Below are 17,340 nucleotides of genomic sequence, written 5' to 3' on the forward strand. Positions count from 1 at the left end.
CAATATTATGAAAGTAAAACACATATATAAGTATCTGATTCTTGCACTTGTTGCAGTGATATTGGTTGCGTGTACAAGTACAGAAGCTGACCCAAAATTTGATCAGACTCCTTTAGAGCGATTAAATGGACAGAAAAAAGAATTAAATGATTTACTGCTTTCATCTTCAGAAGGATGGAAAGCCGTTTATTACACTGATAGTACACAATTAGGCGGATGGACACATTTATTTAAATTTTTGCCTGATGGAAAAGTAGATATGGCATCTGATTTTGATGATGGTGACACAAGCATTCACAGAAGCCAGTACGACATTCAATTAGGAAGTGCTGTGAGTTTGGTTTTTACAACAGCAAACAGAATACACCTTTTGTCACAATCAGATATGTTTCCTACTGCAGCACTTGTAGGTAAAGGATTTTTAGGTGATTTTCAATTCTATTACTATGGAGAAGAAAATGGAGAAATCATATTTAGAACCAACAGATCATTTCAGGAATTACGATTCGTAAAAGCCAAAGCATCAGATTGGACAGACTTGTCTAAAAACACGCCTATCATTGAAGCAATTGCAGGAGATATGACAAGTCCGTTGTTTAGATTATTAGTTGAAAATGACGGAACTACAACAACAAATTACGAATTCGACTTTAATCCGGATGCACGTTTTGGCACCGCAACATCATTAGCTCCGGGTTCAGAAGAAGTTTTTCCAATGAGTTTGTCCTATACTGCAACAGGCGCAGTAGTAAAACCGGCAGTAGTTGTTAAAGGACAAAAATTAACGGATTTTACTTATGACAGTGTAAGTAACACTTTTGTAGCGACAGGAACAGGCGGAGTAAGTGCAACAATTAAATATACAAACGCACCACCTAGATTAACAGATGATTACAAACGATTTGTAAACGGACAACCACAGTTTGTAGTAGGATATATCGCAGCCAATTTATATACAGCTCCTACAACTTCTGATTATTTTAGATACCTGATTAATAAAGTAAACGCTACGTTGCCTGCAGCACAATCAATTGCCAGAGTTCAAATATATTTTAATACTGCTCTTAATGGTACTTATATTCAATACCAATTTAATGGTGGAAAAGCAGCTATATCTCACCTTGTAACAACACAAGAAGATGCTGTAAACAAAACTATAAAATTAACTAATGTTGGTTGGACCCAAAGTGCTGCTAATGTTGCTTTCTTGAAACCTATAGATGATGAATTATTAAATATTAAAGGTTTATACATTAAAAGAGAGGATTTTACAATTACATATTCTAACACAATATATACACTAACAAGTGCTTCAAGTAGTTTTAGAATGACAACATATCAGTTATAACAATTTTAGTTCTATTTTTTATTTTGAAGAAAAGCAGCTCAATCTTGGGCTGCTTTAATAATTAAAAAAATAATATTCAAATTTTAAATGATTACTATGAAAAAGTACATTACACTAAAAAACATTGGAATTTTTTATATATTAATACTTTTGGGGACATCATTTGCATTTCCAGAGTACAATAGATATGTATCATATTCAGCAATAGTGATAATGGTACCATTACTGATCTTAAAACTTGTAAAGCAAAGAGAAGAAGATAAAGTTAATGGTACGCAGAATTTTAAATTTTCAATTTACAATGTATTGATGGCGGCGGTATTTATGGGAATTTTATTTTATCTCATTCACTCAAACTATCCATCAGCATCTTAACGTTTAGTTTTTATTTTTTATTTTGAAGAAAATGCAATTCATCTCGAATTGCATTTTTTTTATTTTTTAAAGCCATTTTTAAACTTAAAAATTCAGCACTTCGAAACCTTTGTTGCTGTGACCTTTGTAACTTTGAACCTTTTTTACGATTGCTATTTTTTTAAAAAGGGAATTATCATATATTTGACAAGTCATTCATGCCCCTGAATGAAGCCGTTTTTTTATCATTATTATAAGGATTAAAAATACGATAGCTAAAAATAAAAATAAACTTAATTTTGAATATGAAATTACTAGAAGGAAAAGTTGCCATCATTACAGGCGCTAGTCGTGGAATTGGAAAAGGAATTGCCGAAGTTTTTGCTAAACATGGAGCAAACGTAGCTTTTACATACAGCTCATCTGCAGCATCTGCAGAAGCTTTAGAAGCAGAATTGAACAGTTTAGGCGTTAAGGCAAAAGGATACCAGTCGAATGCCGCCGATTTTAATGAAGCGCAAACTTTTGTTGAAGCTGTTTTGGCAGATTTCGGAACAGTTGACATTTTAATAAACAACGCAGGAATTACAAAAGATAATTTGTTAATGCGTATGTCTGAAGCTGATTTCGATCAGGTTATTGATGTGAATTTAAAGTCAGTATTTAATATGACAAAAGCAATTCAAAAAACCTTTTTAAAACAACGTGCAGGTTCTATTATCAATATTAGTTCAGTAGTTGGAGTATCAGGAAACGCCGGACAAACCAATTATGCAGCTTCAAAAGCCGGAGCAATTGGCTTTACAAAATCGGTAGCTTTAGAGTTAGGTTCACGTAATATTCGTTGCAATGCAATTGCACCGGGATTTATCGAAACCGAAATGACGGCAAAATTACCGGAAGATGTAGTAAAAGGATGGAGAGACGGAATCCCGTTAAAACGTGGCGGGACTACAGAAGATGTTGCAAACGCGTGTCTTTTCTTAGCCTCAGATATGAGTGCCTATATTACAGGACAAGTACTTAATGTTTGTGGAGGAATGCTTACTTAGAAAAGTACAAAGGCACTAAGTAGCAAAGGTTCAAAGGTTTTTTTATTGGAATCTTTAAATTATTAAATCTTTTCAATCATTAAATCATAAATATGACTACAAATACGATTCTGTTATTATTACTTTCTTTAGTAATCGCTGTTGGGTTGTCATATTTTCAATATTTTTTCAAAGCCAAAAACAAATCCAATGTGATTTGGTTTTTGGCTTTTTTACGTTTTTTAGCCATTTTCGGATTATTACTTTTGTTGATAAACCCGATAATGACCAAGAATTCACTCGAAATTACCAAAACGCCTTTGGCAATTGCAGTAGATAATTCCAGTTCAATCGTAGCTTTAAAATCAGACCAAAATGCAGTTGAATTGTACAAAACACTAATTTCAAATCCTGCATTACAGGAAAAATTTGAAATTCAGTCCTATCAATTTGATGCAGATTTTAAACCTTCAGATACATTTGATTTTAAAGGAAAGCAAACCAATCTTGATGAAGTTGCCAAAAATCTAAAAAGCATCAACAAAAACCTGATTTTTCCAACAGTTGTAATTACAGACGGAAATCAAACTACAGGAAACGATTATGTATATCGTTTTGATCCTGTCAATAAAGTTTATCCTTTGGTTGTGGGAGATACAACTACTTTTTTAGATTTAAAAATAAATCAGTTAAACGTAAACAAATACGCTTTTCATAAAAATAAATTTCCCGTTGAAGTTTTTCTTCAATATGCCGGAGACAAAAATATCAATGCCGATTTTACCATTTCGCAAGGAAATTCAGTTGTTGTAAAAGAAAAGGTTTCATTTTCACCATCAAAAAAAACAGCCACATTAAACTTGCTTTTACCGGCAGACAAAGTAGGATTGCAAATTTTTAAAGCCACAATTTCTTCCAATACAAAAGAGAAAAACAGCTATAATAATATCAAGAATTTTGCAGTTGAAATCATCGATCAAAAGTCGACAATTGCAATAGTTTCAGCAATAAACCATCCGGATATTGCAGCCTTAAAACGTTCCATTGAAGTTAATGCACAACGTAAAGTGATATTGGTAAAACCAAATGAAATCAACTTATTACAAGAAGCCTCGGTTTTGGTTTTGTATCAGCCAACAACAGCTTTTAAAGCTATTTTTGATAACAATAAATTAGCAGGAACAAACACATTTATCATTACAGGAAACAATACCGATTTTAATTTTTTAAACCAGCAGCAAAACATTTTGGTTTTTAAAATGAGCAATCAAAGAGAAGATTATTTAAACGAATTTCAGTCGCAGTTTAATCTGTTTGCCATTGAAAATATAGGATTTGAAAATTTCCCACCGCTTCAAAATCCATTTGGAACCATAACAACAAACGGAAATGTTTCCGTTTTACTCTCCTCTAAAATTAGAAACGTTTCAACAAATGCTCCATTATTGGCTTTCACCGAAAATCAAGGCAAACGCACCGCATTTCTATTAGGAGAAAACAGTTGGAAATGGCGTTTACAAAGTCATATCGACAATCAGTCATTCGAAAAGTATGATGTATTTATCGATAAAATAATTCAGTATTTAGCAACATCAACTTCCAGAAAATCATTAGTTGTAACACACGAAAGTTTTTATAATTCAGGAGAAGCCATTGTAATTAACGCACAATATTTCAACAAAAACTACGAGTTCGACGAAAAAGCGAGACTAACAATTACCGTAACAAATGCTGAAACAAAACAAGCTAAAAACTACGATTTACTAAAAGGAAATAATTCATTCTCAGCAAATTTAGATGGTTTAGCAGCAGGAAAATACAACTTTACAGTAAAAGAGCTAAACTCAAATACATCATACTCAAGTCATTTTGAGATTCTAGATTTTGATATCGAAAAACAATTTGTAAATCCCGATGTTACAAAACTGAAACAATTGGCTTTACAAACTAATGGAAAAGCTTTTTTCCAAAACCAGGTTGATGATTTGATAAAAACACTTATCGAAAATAAAGACTATAAATCGATTGAAAAAAATGTTGCAACCAAAACACCATTAATTGATTGGGTTTGGTTGCTGATTTTAATTGCTCTAGTATTAACGGCAGAATGGTTTATTAGGAAGTATAATGGGTTGCTTTAAATTTATAAATATATTTTGAAAGATTAATTTTACAAATTAAAAATCAGTTTAATCAGTTTGCATTTAGTAACTTTGCAAAAAAATAAATCAAATGGAAACTTTACTAAATAAAATGTCTGATTTCACAATATTATATTGTCAAAATATGGGCGTTAGTATAAATCCGCTTAAATTACAGAAATTATTATATTATATCCAATCCTGGCATATCGTAAAGTTTGAAAAAGATATATTATTTGAGGAAATGCCGGAGGCTTGGGTTAATGGTCCAGTTTACAGATCAGTTTACAATAAATACAAAACAACTTTTTTTAGAAATGAAAATTTTCCAAATAATTTAGAAGAAGAAGCAATGTCGCATAAACTTTCTAAAAGCTTGGAAAATTTACAATTAAGTGAAGATAAACAGGAACTAGTTTTTTCAGTTTTAAATTCTTACGGTAAATTAAGCGATGAAAGGCTTGTTTTAATGACTCACAGTGAAGAACCCTGGAACGAAGCAAGACTTGGATTATCACCAATTGAAAGATCTGAAAAGAAGATATCTCCAGAAACAATATTCAACTATTATACAAAAAGAATAGAGGAAAGAAATGATCAATAATATCAACGACGAAATTTCATATTTTATTGATGGTAAAGGCAGTGATTTCACCTTTAAATTTGGAGATAAAGTTTATAAACCTATTGATAATTCAGCAGCATATATTTCATATCGATATTTGTTAAATGATGATTCTGAATATTCATTTAAAAATCCTGAGTTTTTAATTAATGGAAGTCAATCCATTACAGACAAAACAGATTATCAAATTTATTTTGAGAAAATAAGTAAACTTTGTTGTATTGACTATAATTCATTAATTAATGATACTGCAAATTATATTTTAATTTCTTCCCCTAATAAAAAATTGATAGAAGTTCTATGCACTGTTTTTAGAAAACCAGAGATTAAAAAAGAAGAAATACCACCAATCATAGAGATAAAATTATATACAAATAAACAAGATAATAGAGCTCCCAGAGTTTTTGGCCTTTTAGGAAATATGAATATTATTTATATTTTGTTTTATGATCCGTTTCATCAAATATATAATAAAACAGTTGTAGTATAATTTATAACACAATGGATTTCCGCCTAAAAGTATTTTACACTGTTGCGCTCCGCCTTAATTTTACTAAAGCGGCAACAGAATTGTATATTACACAGCCGGCAGTTTCAAAACACATTCAGGAACTCGAAGAAACCTATAAAACCAAGCTTTTTGAACGAAACGGTTCTAAAATTGCCCTAACTCCGGCAGGAGAAATTTTGCTAAAACATACCAAAAGCATTTTCGAAATATATCGCAAAATAGACTTTGATATGAGTTCATTTAGCAGCGAACGCCAGGGATTACTGCGGTTAGGAGCAAGCACAACAATTTCTCAATATATTATTTCTCCCGTTTTGGCAAGATTTCATCAAAAACAACAAGACATAAAAGTTAATTTGCTGAACGGAAATACAGAGCAAATCGAAAACGCTTTAATCAGCAAAGAAATCGAAATTGGAATTGTTGAAGGACAATCAAAAAATCAATCCATAAAATACATTCCGTTTTTAAAAGACGAATTAGTTTTAGTTTGTAACAGTAAAAATCCTTTACTCAAACAAAATGAAATTACTGTAGAAGATTTAAAAACAATGAAATTCATAACTCGCGAACGTGGTTCAGGAACACTTGAAGTTATAGAATATGCCTTAAAACAAGTTGGTGTAAAATTAGCCGACTTACAAATCGAAATGCAGTTAGGAAGCACAGAAAGTATAAAATCATACCTTTTAAATTCAGATTGTTTTGCTTTTATGTCTATTCATGCTGTAGATAAAGAATTGAAAAATAATGAATTAGTTGTTTTAGATGTTGAAAAATTAGCTGTCGAAAGATATTTTTACATCATTACATTATTAGGAAAATCAGATGCTTTGTCTGAATTATTTATTCAAAATATATCATCTTATTATAACCTGAAGTTATAGCCGATTGTATTTTACGATTGGTGTTTTCGATAAAAAAGGCAGACCTTTGTAAGGTAAATATCAAGTACCTTATTTTGAAAACGAAACAATACACCGCAGCTCATTTATTCGAAGTTAACCTTTATATACAACAGGCAATTTTTGCTTTAGTAATAGTATTGTGTTTATTTTCGATTATTTCTCCGCCAATTGCTCTGTTATTAGGAGTTTTGATCGTAAATGTTTTCGGAAATCCGTTTATCGCATTCAATCATAAAGCCATTACTTTTTTACTGCAATTTTCGGTGGTTGGTTTAGGTTTCGGAATGAATGCAGCATCAGCAATTTCGGCAGGAAAAGAAGGCTTTTTATTAACTATTTTTTCTATTTTCAGCACCTTAATCTTCGGAACACTTTTAGGAAAATGGCTTAAAACAGATAAAAAAACATCACATTTAATTTCGTGCGGAACAGCAATTTGTGGAGGAAGTGCTATCGCAGCAATTTCTCCGGTTATTAAATCAAACGAAAACCAGACCTCGATCGCTTTAGGCGTTATATTTTTACTAAACTCAATTGCTTTATTTGCATTCCCGTTTATCGGACATCAGCTTGATTTATCTCAAAAAGATTTTGGTTTATGGTGCGCAATCGCAATTCACGACACCAGTTCTGTAGTTGGTGCCGCTAATAAATACGGAGCCGAAGCCTTGCAGGTTGCAACAACAGTAAAGCTAGCCAGAGCGTTATGGATAATTCCAATTTCACTTTTAACGGCAATAATTTTCAAAGATAAATCTCAAAACCAAAACGCTAAAATCAAGATTCCTTACTTTATAGGTTTATTTATTTTGGCAATGCTTTTAAATACTTATGTACCTGCAACAGCCATTTTTTCACCGCATATTGTAAGTATTGCCAAAATTGGTCTAACAATAACTTTATTTTTAATAGGCGCAACATTAAACATAAATACCTTAAAATCAGTAGGAGTGAAGCCTTTATTTCAGGGGATTTTTCTGTGGATTTTTATTGCAGGATTAAGTTTGATGACAATTCTTTATCTGAATTAATATATCATTTTACATTCGAAAATTTCACAACAGCTTTACCAATAGCTTTATAATGTTTACTGGTAAAAGTATATCGCTTTTCTATACTAAATGTAAATTGTTTTTTTGTTTTTGCCATTTGAGCTATTTCTTCGGGCAAATTCACTTCAAATTCATCATCAGCTTTTGGTTTGCGATAGGACCCGTTTGTAGTGATGATAATATCCCTGAAATATTTTTTATTGTTATCATTGACCACTTTGTGGGAACTTGACCAATTAATATATTCAACATTAGTAAGTTGATATTGAAAGATTTCCATAATCGGCTGATATTTTCCGTCCAAACCAACAACCAGATATAAAGTTCCATCAAACGGACCGCCGCCACCGCCGTTTACATGCAATAACGTAAATGCATATTGGTCTTCTCCAATCGCCACAAGTTTTGGTGTAGGCGATTGAGCAAAAGCTCCAAACGCTGCTACAGCAGGTTGAAAAGACCTCATTTCCCAGACATTACCATTTTTTGCAAATTTGGAAACGCCTAAAAGACCTCCCGTAAATCGGCTGGTTTGCAAACCATCTTCATCATAAACAGAATGATTAAAAAACAGTAATTTAAATTGATTTCCTTTCGAATCCGTATAATCAATATTAGACAAAAGTCTCGTTGCAACACCATTTTCATACGGAAATAACTGATCGCCTTCTTCGCCATTAACATCAGTAAAAGATGCAGGTTTGCAGTTTTTGCATTTCCAGCTTACAAAAGTATTACGATCAGATATGTTATATAATTTTCCCGGAAACAATTTTTGCATTGTTTTTTCAGCATCAAACGGATCCGATATTGACAATACTCTTTTGGGATTTAAAATAGTATCACTTACATTTTTTAATTGTACAATTTCTTGTGAAGTACAAATAGAAGTAAAAAGTAAAAAAAGGAAACTTAAACGAAATAGGCGCATATATCAAAATTTTAAGCAAAATTAAGATAAAGATGTGAATAAACTTTAAGATAACAGTTAAATGAAGTTATCTGATTTCTAAGGTTCAAAAATTAAATAATCTTAAATTAACACAATATTTGTTAGTATCCTTTTGAATTATATTTAAATGAGATAAATTTGCTCCTCAAACAAATTTGCAAATGAAAAACTTTAAAATGAAACCAAGACTAATTGCTTTTTTCGCATTAGGAATTGGATTTTTGACATTATCCTGGGGGATCGTTGGACATGAACGTATTAACAAAGCAGCAGTAATGGCTTTGCCACATCCACTTCAGGTATTTTTTTACAATCACATTGATTTTATTACGCAAGAAGCTTCCGTTCCGGATATTCGTAAATATGCCTTAAATTATAAAGATGAGAATCCGAGACATTATTTTGATATGGAAAATTTTGGTCCTGCTGACACATGGCCACAAACATTAGAAGAAGCAAAGAAAAAATACGATGCCAAATTCTTAAATGATAACGGAATTTTACCTTGGTATATCGAAGATATGATGGTAAAATTAACCAAAGCTTTTAAAGATAAAAACAGAGCAGAAATTTTATTTCTTGCCGCAGATTTAGGTCATTATATAGGAGATGCGCATATGCCGCTGCATACTTCTGCAAATCATGACGGACAATTGAGCGATCAAAAAGGAATTCATTCTCTTTGGGAAAGCAAATTGCCTGAATTATTTGCTAAAAATTACAAATTAAATGTTCCGCAGGCACATTATTATGAAGATGTTCATAAAGCAACCTGGGATTTGATTAATGATACGCATAGTTTGGCTCAGCCGTTGTTAGACATTGACAAAAAACTTAGAACTTCAACTCCTGAAAACGAGACTTTTAAATTGGATGCTGATGGAAAAGTGTTGAAAAACAAATACAATTCGACTGTTTTCTCTGATGAATATGCTAAGAAACTGCATAAAGAATTAAATGGAATGGTTGAAAATCAAATGAGAAAAGCCATTGAAGCAACGGCAAGTTTTTGGTACACAGCGTGGGTAAATGCCGGAAAACCTGATCTAAGCGATTTAGATTCTTCAGCGGTTACACAAAGAAATAATCAGGCTTTAAAAGACGATTACAAACTATACCAACAAGGATATTTGTTTGGAATGCAGAATCAGAATGACTAGGGAAATTTTGTTTTTTTAGTTTCAGGTTTCAAGTTTCAGATTGAAACGTGATTAAAATAAAAAGCCTCAAATTCAAATGAATTTGAGGCTTTTTTGTTTCTGTTTTTCCCACAATCTTGTCATCCTGACGGAGGAAGGATCTCCACAAGTAGCTCGACAAAGATTGGGGATTCTCTATACGGAGTTTCTTGCGGAGATCCTTCCTCCGTCAGGATGACAAAATAGCGTGATTAGCAAACTTTACAATAAACAAATTACTTCTGATACTTCTTTTTCTTCAACATATCTGATGCCGATTGATAAAAGGAAATCGTTTCATTCACTAAATCAGTTCTCTCAGATTTTAAAGGAGTTTCACTATAATAAATTTGAAATTCAGGAGCTATGCCGGGTTTTGAATCTAATTGTAGTTTAAATTGTTTTACCTGCTGTTTCGGAGATAAAATGGTCAAAACATTATCTTTTATCAAACCTAAATCCTGATACGTTGCAATAAAAGCTCTTGGTTTATAGTCTGGTTTTAAAACATCCTGTCCGAAAAATTTGCTTTGATAATCAAAATGAAGCAAGCCGAAAAGAGTAGGCATTAAATCAATTTGAGACATTAATTTATTGCATTTTTCAGGTTTTCCATTCGGAGAATATATAAAAGCCGGAATTCTGTATTTATCCAGCGGAAGTTCTGTTTTTCCCGCACTCGAAGCACAATGATCTGCAACAATTACAAAAACCGTATTTTTAAACCACGGCTGTCTACTTGCCATTGCAAAGAATTTTCGCAAAGCATAATCCGTATATTTCACCCCGCCGTCACGAGATTTTATATCGCCCGGAATATCAATTTTATTATTTGGATACGTAAAAGGCCTGTGATTACTAACCGTCATAATATGATTAAAGAAAGGCTGTTTTTGCTTGCCTTCAACATTCATAACCTTTATGGCTTTATAATACATATCTTCATCACAAACGCCCCAAACATTTGAAAACGAAATTTCACTCGGCGCAAAACTCGATTTATCAATAATCTGATACCCGTTTCCGGAATAAAAATCCTGCATATTATCAAAAAAAGCATCGCCGCCGTACATAAATTTAACGTTGTACCCTTTTTGTTTGAAAATGGCTCCAGTAGAAAATTTATTTTTATTGTCTTCTCTTTTTAAAACACTTTCACCTGCAGTTGGCGGTAAACACAAAGTTACAGCCTCAAGTCCGCGAACTGTTCTGTTTCCAGCGGCATACAAATTGGTAAATTGCAAACTTTTTTGAGCTAAACTATCTAAAAAAGGTGTTACATTCTGCTCATTTCCATACGCCTTCATAAATTCGGCACTATAACTTTCGATCGTAATCAAAACCACATTTTTATGAGTTTCTGCTGAATCACTTTCTATTTTACGACTTGTGTTTTCGCCGGAAATAGTCGGAAATTGCTGTTTTAAAATCGCAAATGCTTTTTGATTTGGAAGTGTTTTATAGAATTTAAAATAATCTAATTTATTATTCTGAAAAGCCAAATAAAATTTATACAATCCGTTTGACTGCAATTCATTAACAAAAACATTTTTAGAATTCTCTGTTTTAGCCAAAGTAGGAATGGCAAGTAATGAAACTAAAAATAAGACGATATAAATAGCCGAAATTTTTAATTTTTCTTTAAAGGCTGGAATATGATTGATATAACTTTTTGATTTTTCCAGAATAAAATAAGTTACTATTCCCGTTACCAAAAATAAAGCTAAAAATAGAGGAATTACAGGATAAGACTGCATAATATTTCCGATAACTTCATTGGTATAAATCAGGTAATTTACTGCGATAAAGTTATATTTTACGCCAAATTCATTCCAAAAGAAATATTCGCTTAATCCGTTTTGCAGAATTAATAAAACATACAAAAACATAACAAAAGCAAAAAGCCAATATCTTATTTTATCTCTTAATTTTGGAAGAAAAAGTAAAAGTGCAAACAAAACTGTTTTTAGTCCGATAAAAATTAAGACAATTTTTGGTAAAGCGCCGCCGTATTCATCAAAAATACTTTTTCCCGAAGCCACATAAGCAAATAAAGCGACAAGAAATCCCAGAATAATATATCCTGAAGGTTTATTATATTTAGAATTAGAAATAAAAATCAAATACAGCCATAAAAATACAGCAGCAATTATAAACAGAAAAAAGTCTGAGATAAGTCCTAAAGTGAATATCTTTAAGCTCTCAATAAAAGTAAAAGAACTTTGAGTGATAGGATGAAAGAATAAAACAACTCGTAATATAAAACTGATAACAAAGTAAAATAGGCCAAGATTGTAAAAAGGAGAAAATTTCTTGTAAAATGTCATGGAATTATTTTTTTACAAAATTAGTTCCGGTCAATTAATACGAGATTAAGATAAACCTTAACCTTACTTAGGGTTAACTTAATATTTACTTAATATCATTTTTTAGTTTAAATTGTAGATACCATTTTTAAGAGCGCAAATTATTTATCTTTGATATTGGCAATGAAATAATAAAACTAAAAATCTTAATTAAACAATCTGAAATGCATATTTTAATAGTTGAAGATGAATTAGGAATCATTCAGTTTTTGCAGCAAGGACTGCAGGAAGAAGGATATCAGGTTACAACAGCAAACGATGGTTCAAAAGGTTTTGAATTGTCTCAAAATCAACGATTTGATTTGATTTTGTTAGATTGGATGCTGCCAAAAATAAATGGCTTAGAATTATGCAAAGCTATCAGAATCAAAGATCAGTCGACACCAATTATATTTTTGACGGCAAAAGATACGGTTCAGGAAACTATAGAAGGCTTAAAAGCCGGAGCAAATGATTATATAAAAAAGCCCTTTAGTTTTGAAGAATTGGCAGAACGAATCAAAATTCATTTTAGAAAACAAAAAGGAACCGAAACACTTACTTTAGGATCTATAAAAATTGATTTATCAAAATATATTGTTTTAAAAAATGATGAAGAAGTTTCCCTGACTCACAGAGAATTTGAATTGCTAACCTATTTAATTCGAAATAAAGGCAAAGTCTGCTCCAGAAATGACATTTTAAGAGATGTTTGGGAGATTAATTTTGAATATGATACCGGCGTTATCGATGTTTTTATGAATGCAATCAGAAAAAAACTCAATTTAAAAATTGAAGAAGATTATATAAAAACAATTCGTGGTGTGGGTTACATTGCAAATGACTAAAAAATGGCACAACTTTCCTTTAAAAACAGAATTGCTTTAAACTATATTATCACAACCGGTTTGTTGATTTTAGTAGTTTTCTTTGCGATTTATATCATTGTAAAACACTCTGTTTACAGCCGTATAGATCAGGATATTAAGTTCGAAGTTCAAAATCATCTTAAAGAAATTCAAATTATAAACGGCGTTGTAATATTGGTTGATAAAGAAGAGTGGGAAGAGCGTGAGCATAATACCGTTGATGTAAACCCTGTTTTTGTTCAGTTTCTGGATACAAACAAAAAAATTACAGAGAAATCACCCAACCTTAAATCACAAACACTTGTTTTTCATGACAGCGTTGAAAATTTTGAATTGTTTGACACCAAAATAGGCGGTAATACAATACGGCAAATTCAGGTTCCGCTTTCTATTAAATCAAAAAAAATAGGTTATTTGATTATCGGAATGTCCTTAACCCACTCCCGTTTAGTGCTAAATAACTTGTTTGATATTATGTGTCTGGCGTTTCCTGCCATATTAGTATTGTTGTTTTTTATCGCGCGTTTTTTTGCCGGCCGAAGCATAAAACCAATAAATGCGATAACAAATACCTCAAAAACAATCACAAAAGACAACCTGAAAACGAGGATTCCGTTGCCAAAAACACGCGATGAATTATATACACTTTCAAAAACAATAAACAATTTATTAAACAGAATTCAAGATGCCATTGAACGCGAAAAACAGTTTACTTCTGATGCTTCACATGAACTTCGAACACCTTTGACTGTTATTAAAGGAACACTTGAAGTATTGATTCGAAAACCCGAGAAACGTGGGAATACGAAGAAAAAATTAATTTTTGTATCGAAGAAGTTAATCATCTGGATATGCTGGTAGATCAGCTGCTTTTATTGGCACGTTTTGAAAATCAGAAACAGAATATTGTACCGGAATCTATTTATTTGAATGCGCTTATTTTGGATATTCTGACCTTATATTCAGATAAAATAAACGCTAAAAAGCTCCATATAAAATTTAAGGCAGAAGAAGATTATTACATTCATTCAGATACTTATTTGATTATGATAATTCTGAGAAATATAATTTCAAATGCAATTAATTATACAAATGCCGAAGGAGATATTACAATTTTACTTTCAAAAGAAAATAACAAAACAATCTGTCTAATTAAGGATAATGGAATTGGAATCGATCAGGAAGATTTAGAAACTGTTTTTAATCCGTTCTACAGATCAAGATCATCAGAACATCCTGAAATTAAAGGAACAGGTTTAGGACTTTCTATCGTAAAAAGAATTTCAGAATTGCTTCATGTTAAGTTTAAAATTACCAGTGAAATTGGAGAAGGAACAACTGTTGTTTTAAATTTTGGCGAAAATATGAAAACGTTATAGTAAATTGAAAAAATGGAATAAAAATGGCGCTTCAACTTTTTTTTAACAATAAACTATGGTTAAGTTAAATTAAAAATTGTTTTTTTATGAAATTATCTAGTATATTTGCAACCGAATCAAAGAATAAAAACACAAAACAAATCATGATTTCAATTCAATTACATCATCATCATTTTCATTATTGCTCTCAGGCGATGTGTTAATGGTATGCATGTAAATCATCATATTTTAAAACCCGTTTGAGTACATCAAGCGGGTTTTTTAATTCCAATTCTTTGTACTCAAACTTTTAACCCAACAAAACAACTAAAAAAATGAGTACATTAAAAATTGCAATTCAAAAATCAGGTCGTTTAAACGAAGACAGCATTCAGATCCTAAAAGATTGCGGCATTTCGATTAACAACGGAAACGATCAGTTAAAAGCAGAAGCTTCAAATTTTCCTTTAGAAGTTTTATACCTGAGAAATTCAGATATTCCCCAGTATTTAATTGATGGAGTAGTAGATTTAGCCATTGTAGGCGATAATTTATTAGTAGAAAAAGGAAAACATATCGAAGTAATCCAGAAACTTGGATTCTCAAAATGCAAGGTTTCCGTAGCCGTTCCTAAAACATTCGAGTACAATTCAATTCAGGATTTGGCAGGTTTGCGAATTGCGACTTCATACCCAAATACGGTTAACGAATACTTCAATTCTTTCGGTTTAACCGTTGATATTCACCAAATTTCAGGTTCAGTAGAAATTGCACCAAACATTGGTCTTGCCGATGCTATTGTAGATATTGTTTCAAGCGGAAGTACCTTATTCAAAAATAATTTAAGAGAAGTAGAAGTAATCCTGAAAAGTGAAGCCGTTTTAGCCGTTTCACCAAAAGTTTCTCCTGAAATTCAGAAACATATTGATACCTTAAAATTCAGAATTCAATCTGTTTTAAGAGCCAGAAATTCAAAATATATTCTGATGAACGTACCAAACGATAAAATTGATGAAATTGGAAAAATTTTACCTGTTTTACGAAGCTTAACCGTTTTGCCATTAGCGCAGGAAGGCTGGAGCAGCGTACACTCTGTAATTGACAAAGACACTTTTTGGGACGTAATTGACAAACTAAAAGAAGCCGGAGCCGAAGGAATTTTAGTTTGCCCAATCGAGAAAATGGTACTGTAAATAGAAATTCCAATAAAAAAAACAAATTTCAAATTCCAAACAACAGCTTTGTGAACTCTGTGATTTAAGTTCAAAGAATATTAAAAAAATCGTAGTTTTCTCTGTGTTAAAAAAAACAAACAACATTTGGAATTTAAAAATTGGAATTTATATAAATAATATAATTATGAATAAAATAGACAATCCAAAACCAGAAACCTGGTCAGAAATATTAAAAAGACCAACCAAAACCATCGACGATATCGAAGTTACGGTAAAAGAAATCTTTAAAGAAGTACAGAAAAAAGGCGATGAAGCCGTTGCAAAATACACTTCAATCTTTGACGGAATTGCTTTGGATAATTACGAAGTTACTGCTGCAGAAATTCAGGAAGCAATTAGCTTGATTTCAAATGATTTAAAAGAAGCGATTCAGTTAGCAAAAAACAATATTTATAAATTTCACGCCGCTCAAAAAACAGAAAGAATCCAAGTTGAAACTATAGAAGGCGTAAATTGCTGGCAGGAAAAACGTCCGATTCAGAAAATTGGATTGTATATTCCGGGCGGAACAGCGCCTTTGTTTTCGACCGTTTTAATGTTGGGAGTTCCTGCAGAAATCGCAGGTTCTAAAGAAATCGTATTGTGTTCACCACCGGACAAAAACGGAAAAATAAATTCTGCCATTTTATACGCAGCGAATTTATGCGGCGTAACAAAAATCTTAAAAGTAGGCGGAATCCAGGCAATTGCCGGAATGACTTTTGGAACACAATCTATTCCGAAAGTGTACAAAATTTTCGGACCCGGAAATCAGTTTGTAACCGTTGCAAAACAATTGGCAACGCAATTTGGTGTTGCAATCGATATGCCGGCCGGACCTTCAGAATTGTTGATTGTGGCAGATGATACCGCGGTTCCTGCTTTTGTAGCTTCAGATTTATTGTCGCAGGCAGAACACGGAACGGATAGTCAGGTAATTTTAGTTTCGACTTCAAAGAAACTAATTGATACTGTAGAAAAAGAAATTCAGATTCAAATTGAAGAACTTCCGCGAAAAGAAATTGCCAAAAAAGCAATTGAAAATTCAAAATTAATTTATGTGCAAAACGATCAGATTGCATTAGATTTAATCAATGAATATGGGCCGGAACACTTTATTATCTGTTCAGAATTTGATGATTTTTATTGTAATGGAATTGTAAACGCAGGTTCTGTTTTTATTGGAAATTATACTCCCGAAAGTGCCGGAGATTACGCCTCCGGAACCAATCATACATTGCCAACAAACGGATATGCAAAGAATTACAGTGGAGTAAATCTGGATAGTTTTATGAAATCAATGACATTCCAGAAAATATCTAAAAAAGGAATTCAAAATATTGGTAAAGCGATCGAAATTATGGCCGAAGCCGAAGGTTTACAAGCGCATAAGAATGCTGTAACGCTTCGCTTAAAGAGTATAGAGTAAAGAATATATAATATAGAACAAAGAA

16 protein-coding genes are annotated in these 17,340 nt (G+C 32.0%); 14 read left to right on the top strand and 2 right to left on the bottom strand.

The window, feature by feature from the left end:
* Positions 1 to 7 precede the first annotated feature (7 nt).
* From OLM54_RS05635 to OLM54_RS05670, 8 genes are all read left to right on the top strand, one after another.
* Positions 8 to 1,348 (top strand): DUF4302 domain-containing protein, encoded by a 1,341-nt coding sequence (locus OLM54_RS05635; RefSeq protein WP_264537617.1) that lies wholly within the window; start codon positions 8 to 10, stop codon positions 1,346 to 1,348.
* 96 nt (positions 1,349 to 1,444) lie between these two features.
* Positions 1,445 to 1,723, top strand: coding sequence for a hypothetical protein (locus tag OLM54_RS05640; protein ID WP_264537618.1), 279 nt, complete (start codon positions 1,445 to 1,447; stop codon positions 1,721 to 1,723).
* 284 nt (positions 1,724 to 2,007) lie between these two features.
* Positions 2,008 to 2,754 (top strand): 3-oxoacyl-[acyl-carrier-protein] reductase, encoded by a 747-nt coding sequence (fabG, locus tag OLM54_RS05645; protein ID WP_264537619.1) that lies wholly within the window; start codon positions 2,008 to 2,010, stop codon positions 2,752 to 2,754.
* Between the two features lie 92 nt (positions 2,755 to 2,846).
* Positions 2,847 to 4,874, top strand: coding sequence for a hypothetical protein (locus OLM54_RS05650; RefSeq protein WP_264537620.1), 2,028 nt, complete (start codon positions 2,847 to 2,849; stop codon positions 4,872 to 4,874).
* A gap of 91 nt (positions 4,875 to 4,965) precedes the next feature.
* A complete protein-coding gene (locus OLM54_RS05655) occupies positions 4,966 to 5,478 on the top strand; it encodes a Panacea domain-containing protein (protein WP_264537621.1) in 513 nt (170 codons plus the stop codon).
* The gene (locus OLM54_RS05660; protein WP_264537622.1) at positions 5,468 to 5,989 is read left to right on the top strand and encodes a hypothetical protein; all 522 of its coding nucleotides are present in this window, start codon (positions 5,468 to 5,470) and stop codon (positions 5,987 to 5,989) included. The genes OLM54_RS05655 and OLM54_RS05660 overlap by 11 nt, the downstream gene beginning before the upstream one ends.
* Positions 5,990 to 6,000: 11 nt before the next feature.
* Positions 6,001 to 6,897 (top strand): LysR family transcriptional regulator, encoded by an 897-nt coding sequence (locus tag OLM54_RS05665; protein ID WP_264537623.1) that lies wholly within the window; start codon positions 6,001 to 6,003, stop codon positions 6,895 to 6,897.
* A 74-nt stretch (positions 6,898 to 6,971) separates the two neighbouring features.
* Positions 6,972 to 7,949 (top strand): YeiH family protein, encoded by a 978-nt coding sequence (locus tag OLM54_RS05670; protein ID WP_264537624.1) that lies wholly within the window; start codon positions 6,972 to 6,974, stop codon positions 7,947 to 7,949.
* Positions 7,950 to 7,953: 4 nt separating this feature from the next.
* Here OLM54_RS05670 and OLM54_RS05675 read toward each other — a convergent pair whose 3' ends face one another.
* On the bottom strand, positions 7,954 to 8,901 hold the full coding sequence (locus OLM54_RS05675) for a hypothetical protein (RefSeq protein ID WP_264537625.1): 948 nt from the start codon (positions 8,899 to 8,901) through the stop codon (positions 7,954 to 7,956).
* Positions 8,902 to 9,083: 182 nt separating this feature from the next.
* Between OLM54_RS05675 and OLM54_RS05680 the strand changes: the two genes are divergently transcribed.
* The gene (locus tag OLM54_RS05680) at positions 9,084 to 10,082 is read left to right on the top strand and encodes a zinc dependent phospholipase C family protein (RefSeq protein ID WP_264537626.1); all 999 of its coding nucleotides are present in this window, start codon (positions 9,084 to 9,086) and stop codon (positions 10,080 to 10,082) included.
* Between the two features lie 254 nt (positions 10,083 to 10,336).
* On the opposite strand, the gene OLM54_RS05685 is transcribed toward OLM54_RS05680, so the two are convergent.
* On the bottom strand, positions 10,337 to 12,427 hold the full coding sequence (locus OLM54_RS05685; protein ID WP_264537627.1) for an LTA synthase family protein: 2,091 nt from the start codon (positions 12,425 to 12,427) through the stop codon (positions 10,337 to 10,339).
* Positions 12,428 to 12,630: 203 nt separating this feature from the next.
* Between OLM54_RS05685 and OLM54_RS05690 the strand changes: the two genes are divergently transcribed.
* From OLM54_RS05690 to hisD, 5 genes are all read left to right on the top strand, one after another.
* On the top strand, positions 12,631 to 13,293 hold the full coding sequence (locus OLM54_RS05690) for a response regulator transcription factor (protein ID WP_264537628.1): 663 nt from the start codon (positions 12,631 to 12,633) through the stop codon (positions 13,291 to 13,293).
* Between the two features lie 3 nt (positions 13,294 to 13,296).
* A complete protein-coding gene (locus OLM54_RS21640; protein ID WP_319802315.1) occupies positions 13,297 to 14,175 on the top strand; it encodes a histidine kinase dimerization/phospho-acceptor domain-containing protein in 879 nt (292 codons plus the stop codon).
* Entirely contained in the window at positions 14,166 to 14,693 is a 528-nt protein-coding gene (locus tag OLM54_RS21645) for an ATP-binding protein (protein WP_319802316.1), read from the top strand. Before OLM54_RS21640 ends, OLM54_RS21645 begins: the two co-directional genes overlap by 10 nt.
* A gap of 314 nt (positions 14,694 to 15,007) precedes the next feature.
* The gene (gene hisG, locus OLM54_RS05700) at positions 15,008 to 15,865 is read left to right on the top strand and encodes an ATP phosphoribosyltransferase (protein ID WP_065450122.1); all 858 of its coding nucleotides are present in this window, start codon (positions 15,008 to 15,010) and stop codon (positions 15,863 to 15,865) included.
* A 166-nt stretch (positions 15,866 to 16,031) separates the two neighbouring features.
* Positions 16,032 to 17,315 carry a histidinol dehydrogenase gene (gene hisD / locus OLM54_RS05705; protein WP_264537629.1) on the top strand — a complete coding sequence of 428 codons (1,284 nt, stop codon included), beginning with the start codon at positions 16,032 to 16,034 and terminating at the stop codon, positions 17,313 to 17,315.
* The last annotated feature ends 25 nt before the right edge of the window (positions 17,316 to 17,340 follow it).

It is taken from the genome of Flavobacterium sp. N1736 (assembly GCF_025947065.1).
Classification (GTDB): Bacteria; Bacteroidota; Bacteroidia; order Flavobacteriales; family Flavobacteriaceae; genus Flavobacterium.

Excerpts from the sequence above, each read along its gene's own strand:
- OLM54_RS05635 (WP_264537617.1), top strand. The coding sequence starts at position 8 with ATGAAAGTAAAACACATATATAAGTATCTGATTCTTGCACTTGTTGCA.
- OLM54_RS05640 (WP_264537618.1), top strand. The coding sequence starts at position 1,445 with ATGAAAAAGTACATTACACTAAAAAACATTGGAATTTTTTATATATTA.
- fabG (WP_264537619.1), top strand. The coding sequence starts at position 2,008 with ATGAAATTACTAGAAGGAAAAGTTGCCATCATTACAGGCGCTAGTCGT.
- OLM54_RS05650 (WP_264537620.1), top strand. The coding sequence starts at position 2,847 with ATGACTACAAATACGATTCTGTTATTATTACTTTCTTTAGTAATCGCT.
- OLM54_RS05655 (WP_264537621.1), top strand. The coding sequence starts at position 4,966 with ATGGAAACTTTACTAAATAAAATGTCTGATTTCACAATATTATATTGT.
- OLM54_RS05660 (WP_264537622.1), top strand. The coding sequence starts at position 5,468 with ATGATCAATAATATCAACGACGAAATTTCATATTTTATTGATGGTAAA.
- OLM54_RS05665 (WP_264537623.1), top strand. The coding sequence starts at position 6,001 with ATGGATTTCCGCCTAAAAGTATTTTACACTGTTGCGCTCCGCCTTAAT.
- OLM54_RS05675 (WP_264537625.1), bottom strand. The coding sequence starts at position 8,901 with ATGCGCCTATTTCGTTTAAGTTTCCTTTTTTTACTTTTTACTTCTATT.
- OLM54_RS05680 (WP_264537626.1), top strand. The coding sequence starts at position 9,084 with ATGAAAAACTTTAAAATGAAACCAAGACTAATTGCTTTTTTCGCATTA.
- OLM54_RS05685 (WP_264537627.1), bottom strand. The coding sequence starts at position 12,427 with ATGACATTTTACAAGAAATTTTCTCCTTTTTACAATCTTGGCCTATTT.
- OLM54_RS05690 (WP_264537628.1), top strand. The coding sequence starts at position 12,631 with ATGCATATTTTAATAGTTGAAGATGAATTAGGAATCATTCAGTTTTTG.
- OLM54_RS21640 (WP_319802315.1), top strand. The coding sequence starts at position 13,297 with ATGGCACAACTTTCCTTTAAAAACAGAATTGCTTTAAACTATATTATC.
- OLM54_RS21645 (WP_319802316.1), top strand. The coding sequence starts at position 14,166 with ATGCTGGTAGATCAGCTGCTTTTATTGGCACGTTTTGAAAATCAGAAA.
- hisG (WP_065450122.1), top strand. The coding sequence starts at position 15,008 with ATGAGTACATTAAAAATTGCAATTCAAAAATCAGGTCGTTTAAACGAA.
- hisD (WP_264537629.1), top strand. The coding sequence starts at position 16,032 with ATGAATAAAATAGACAATCCAAAACCAGAAACCTGGTCAGAAATATTA.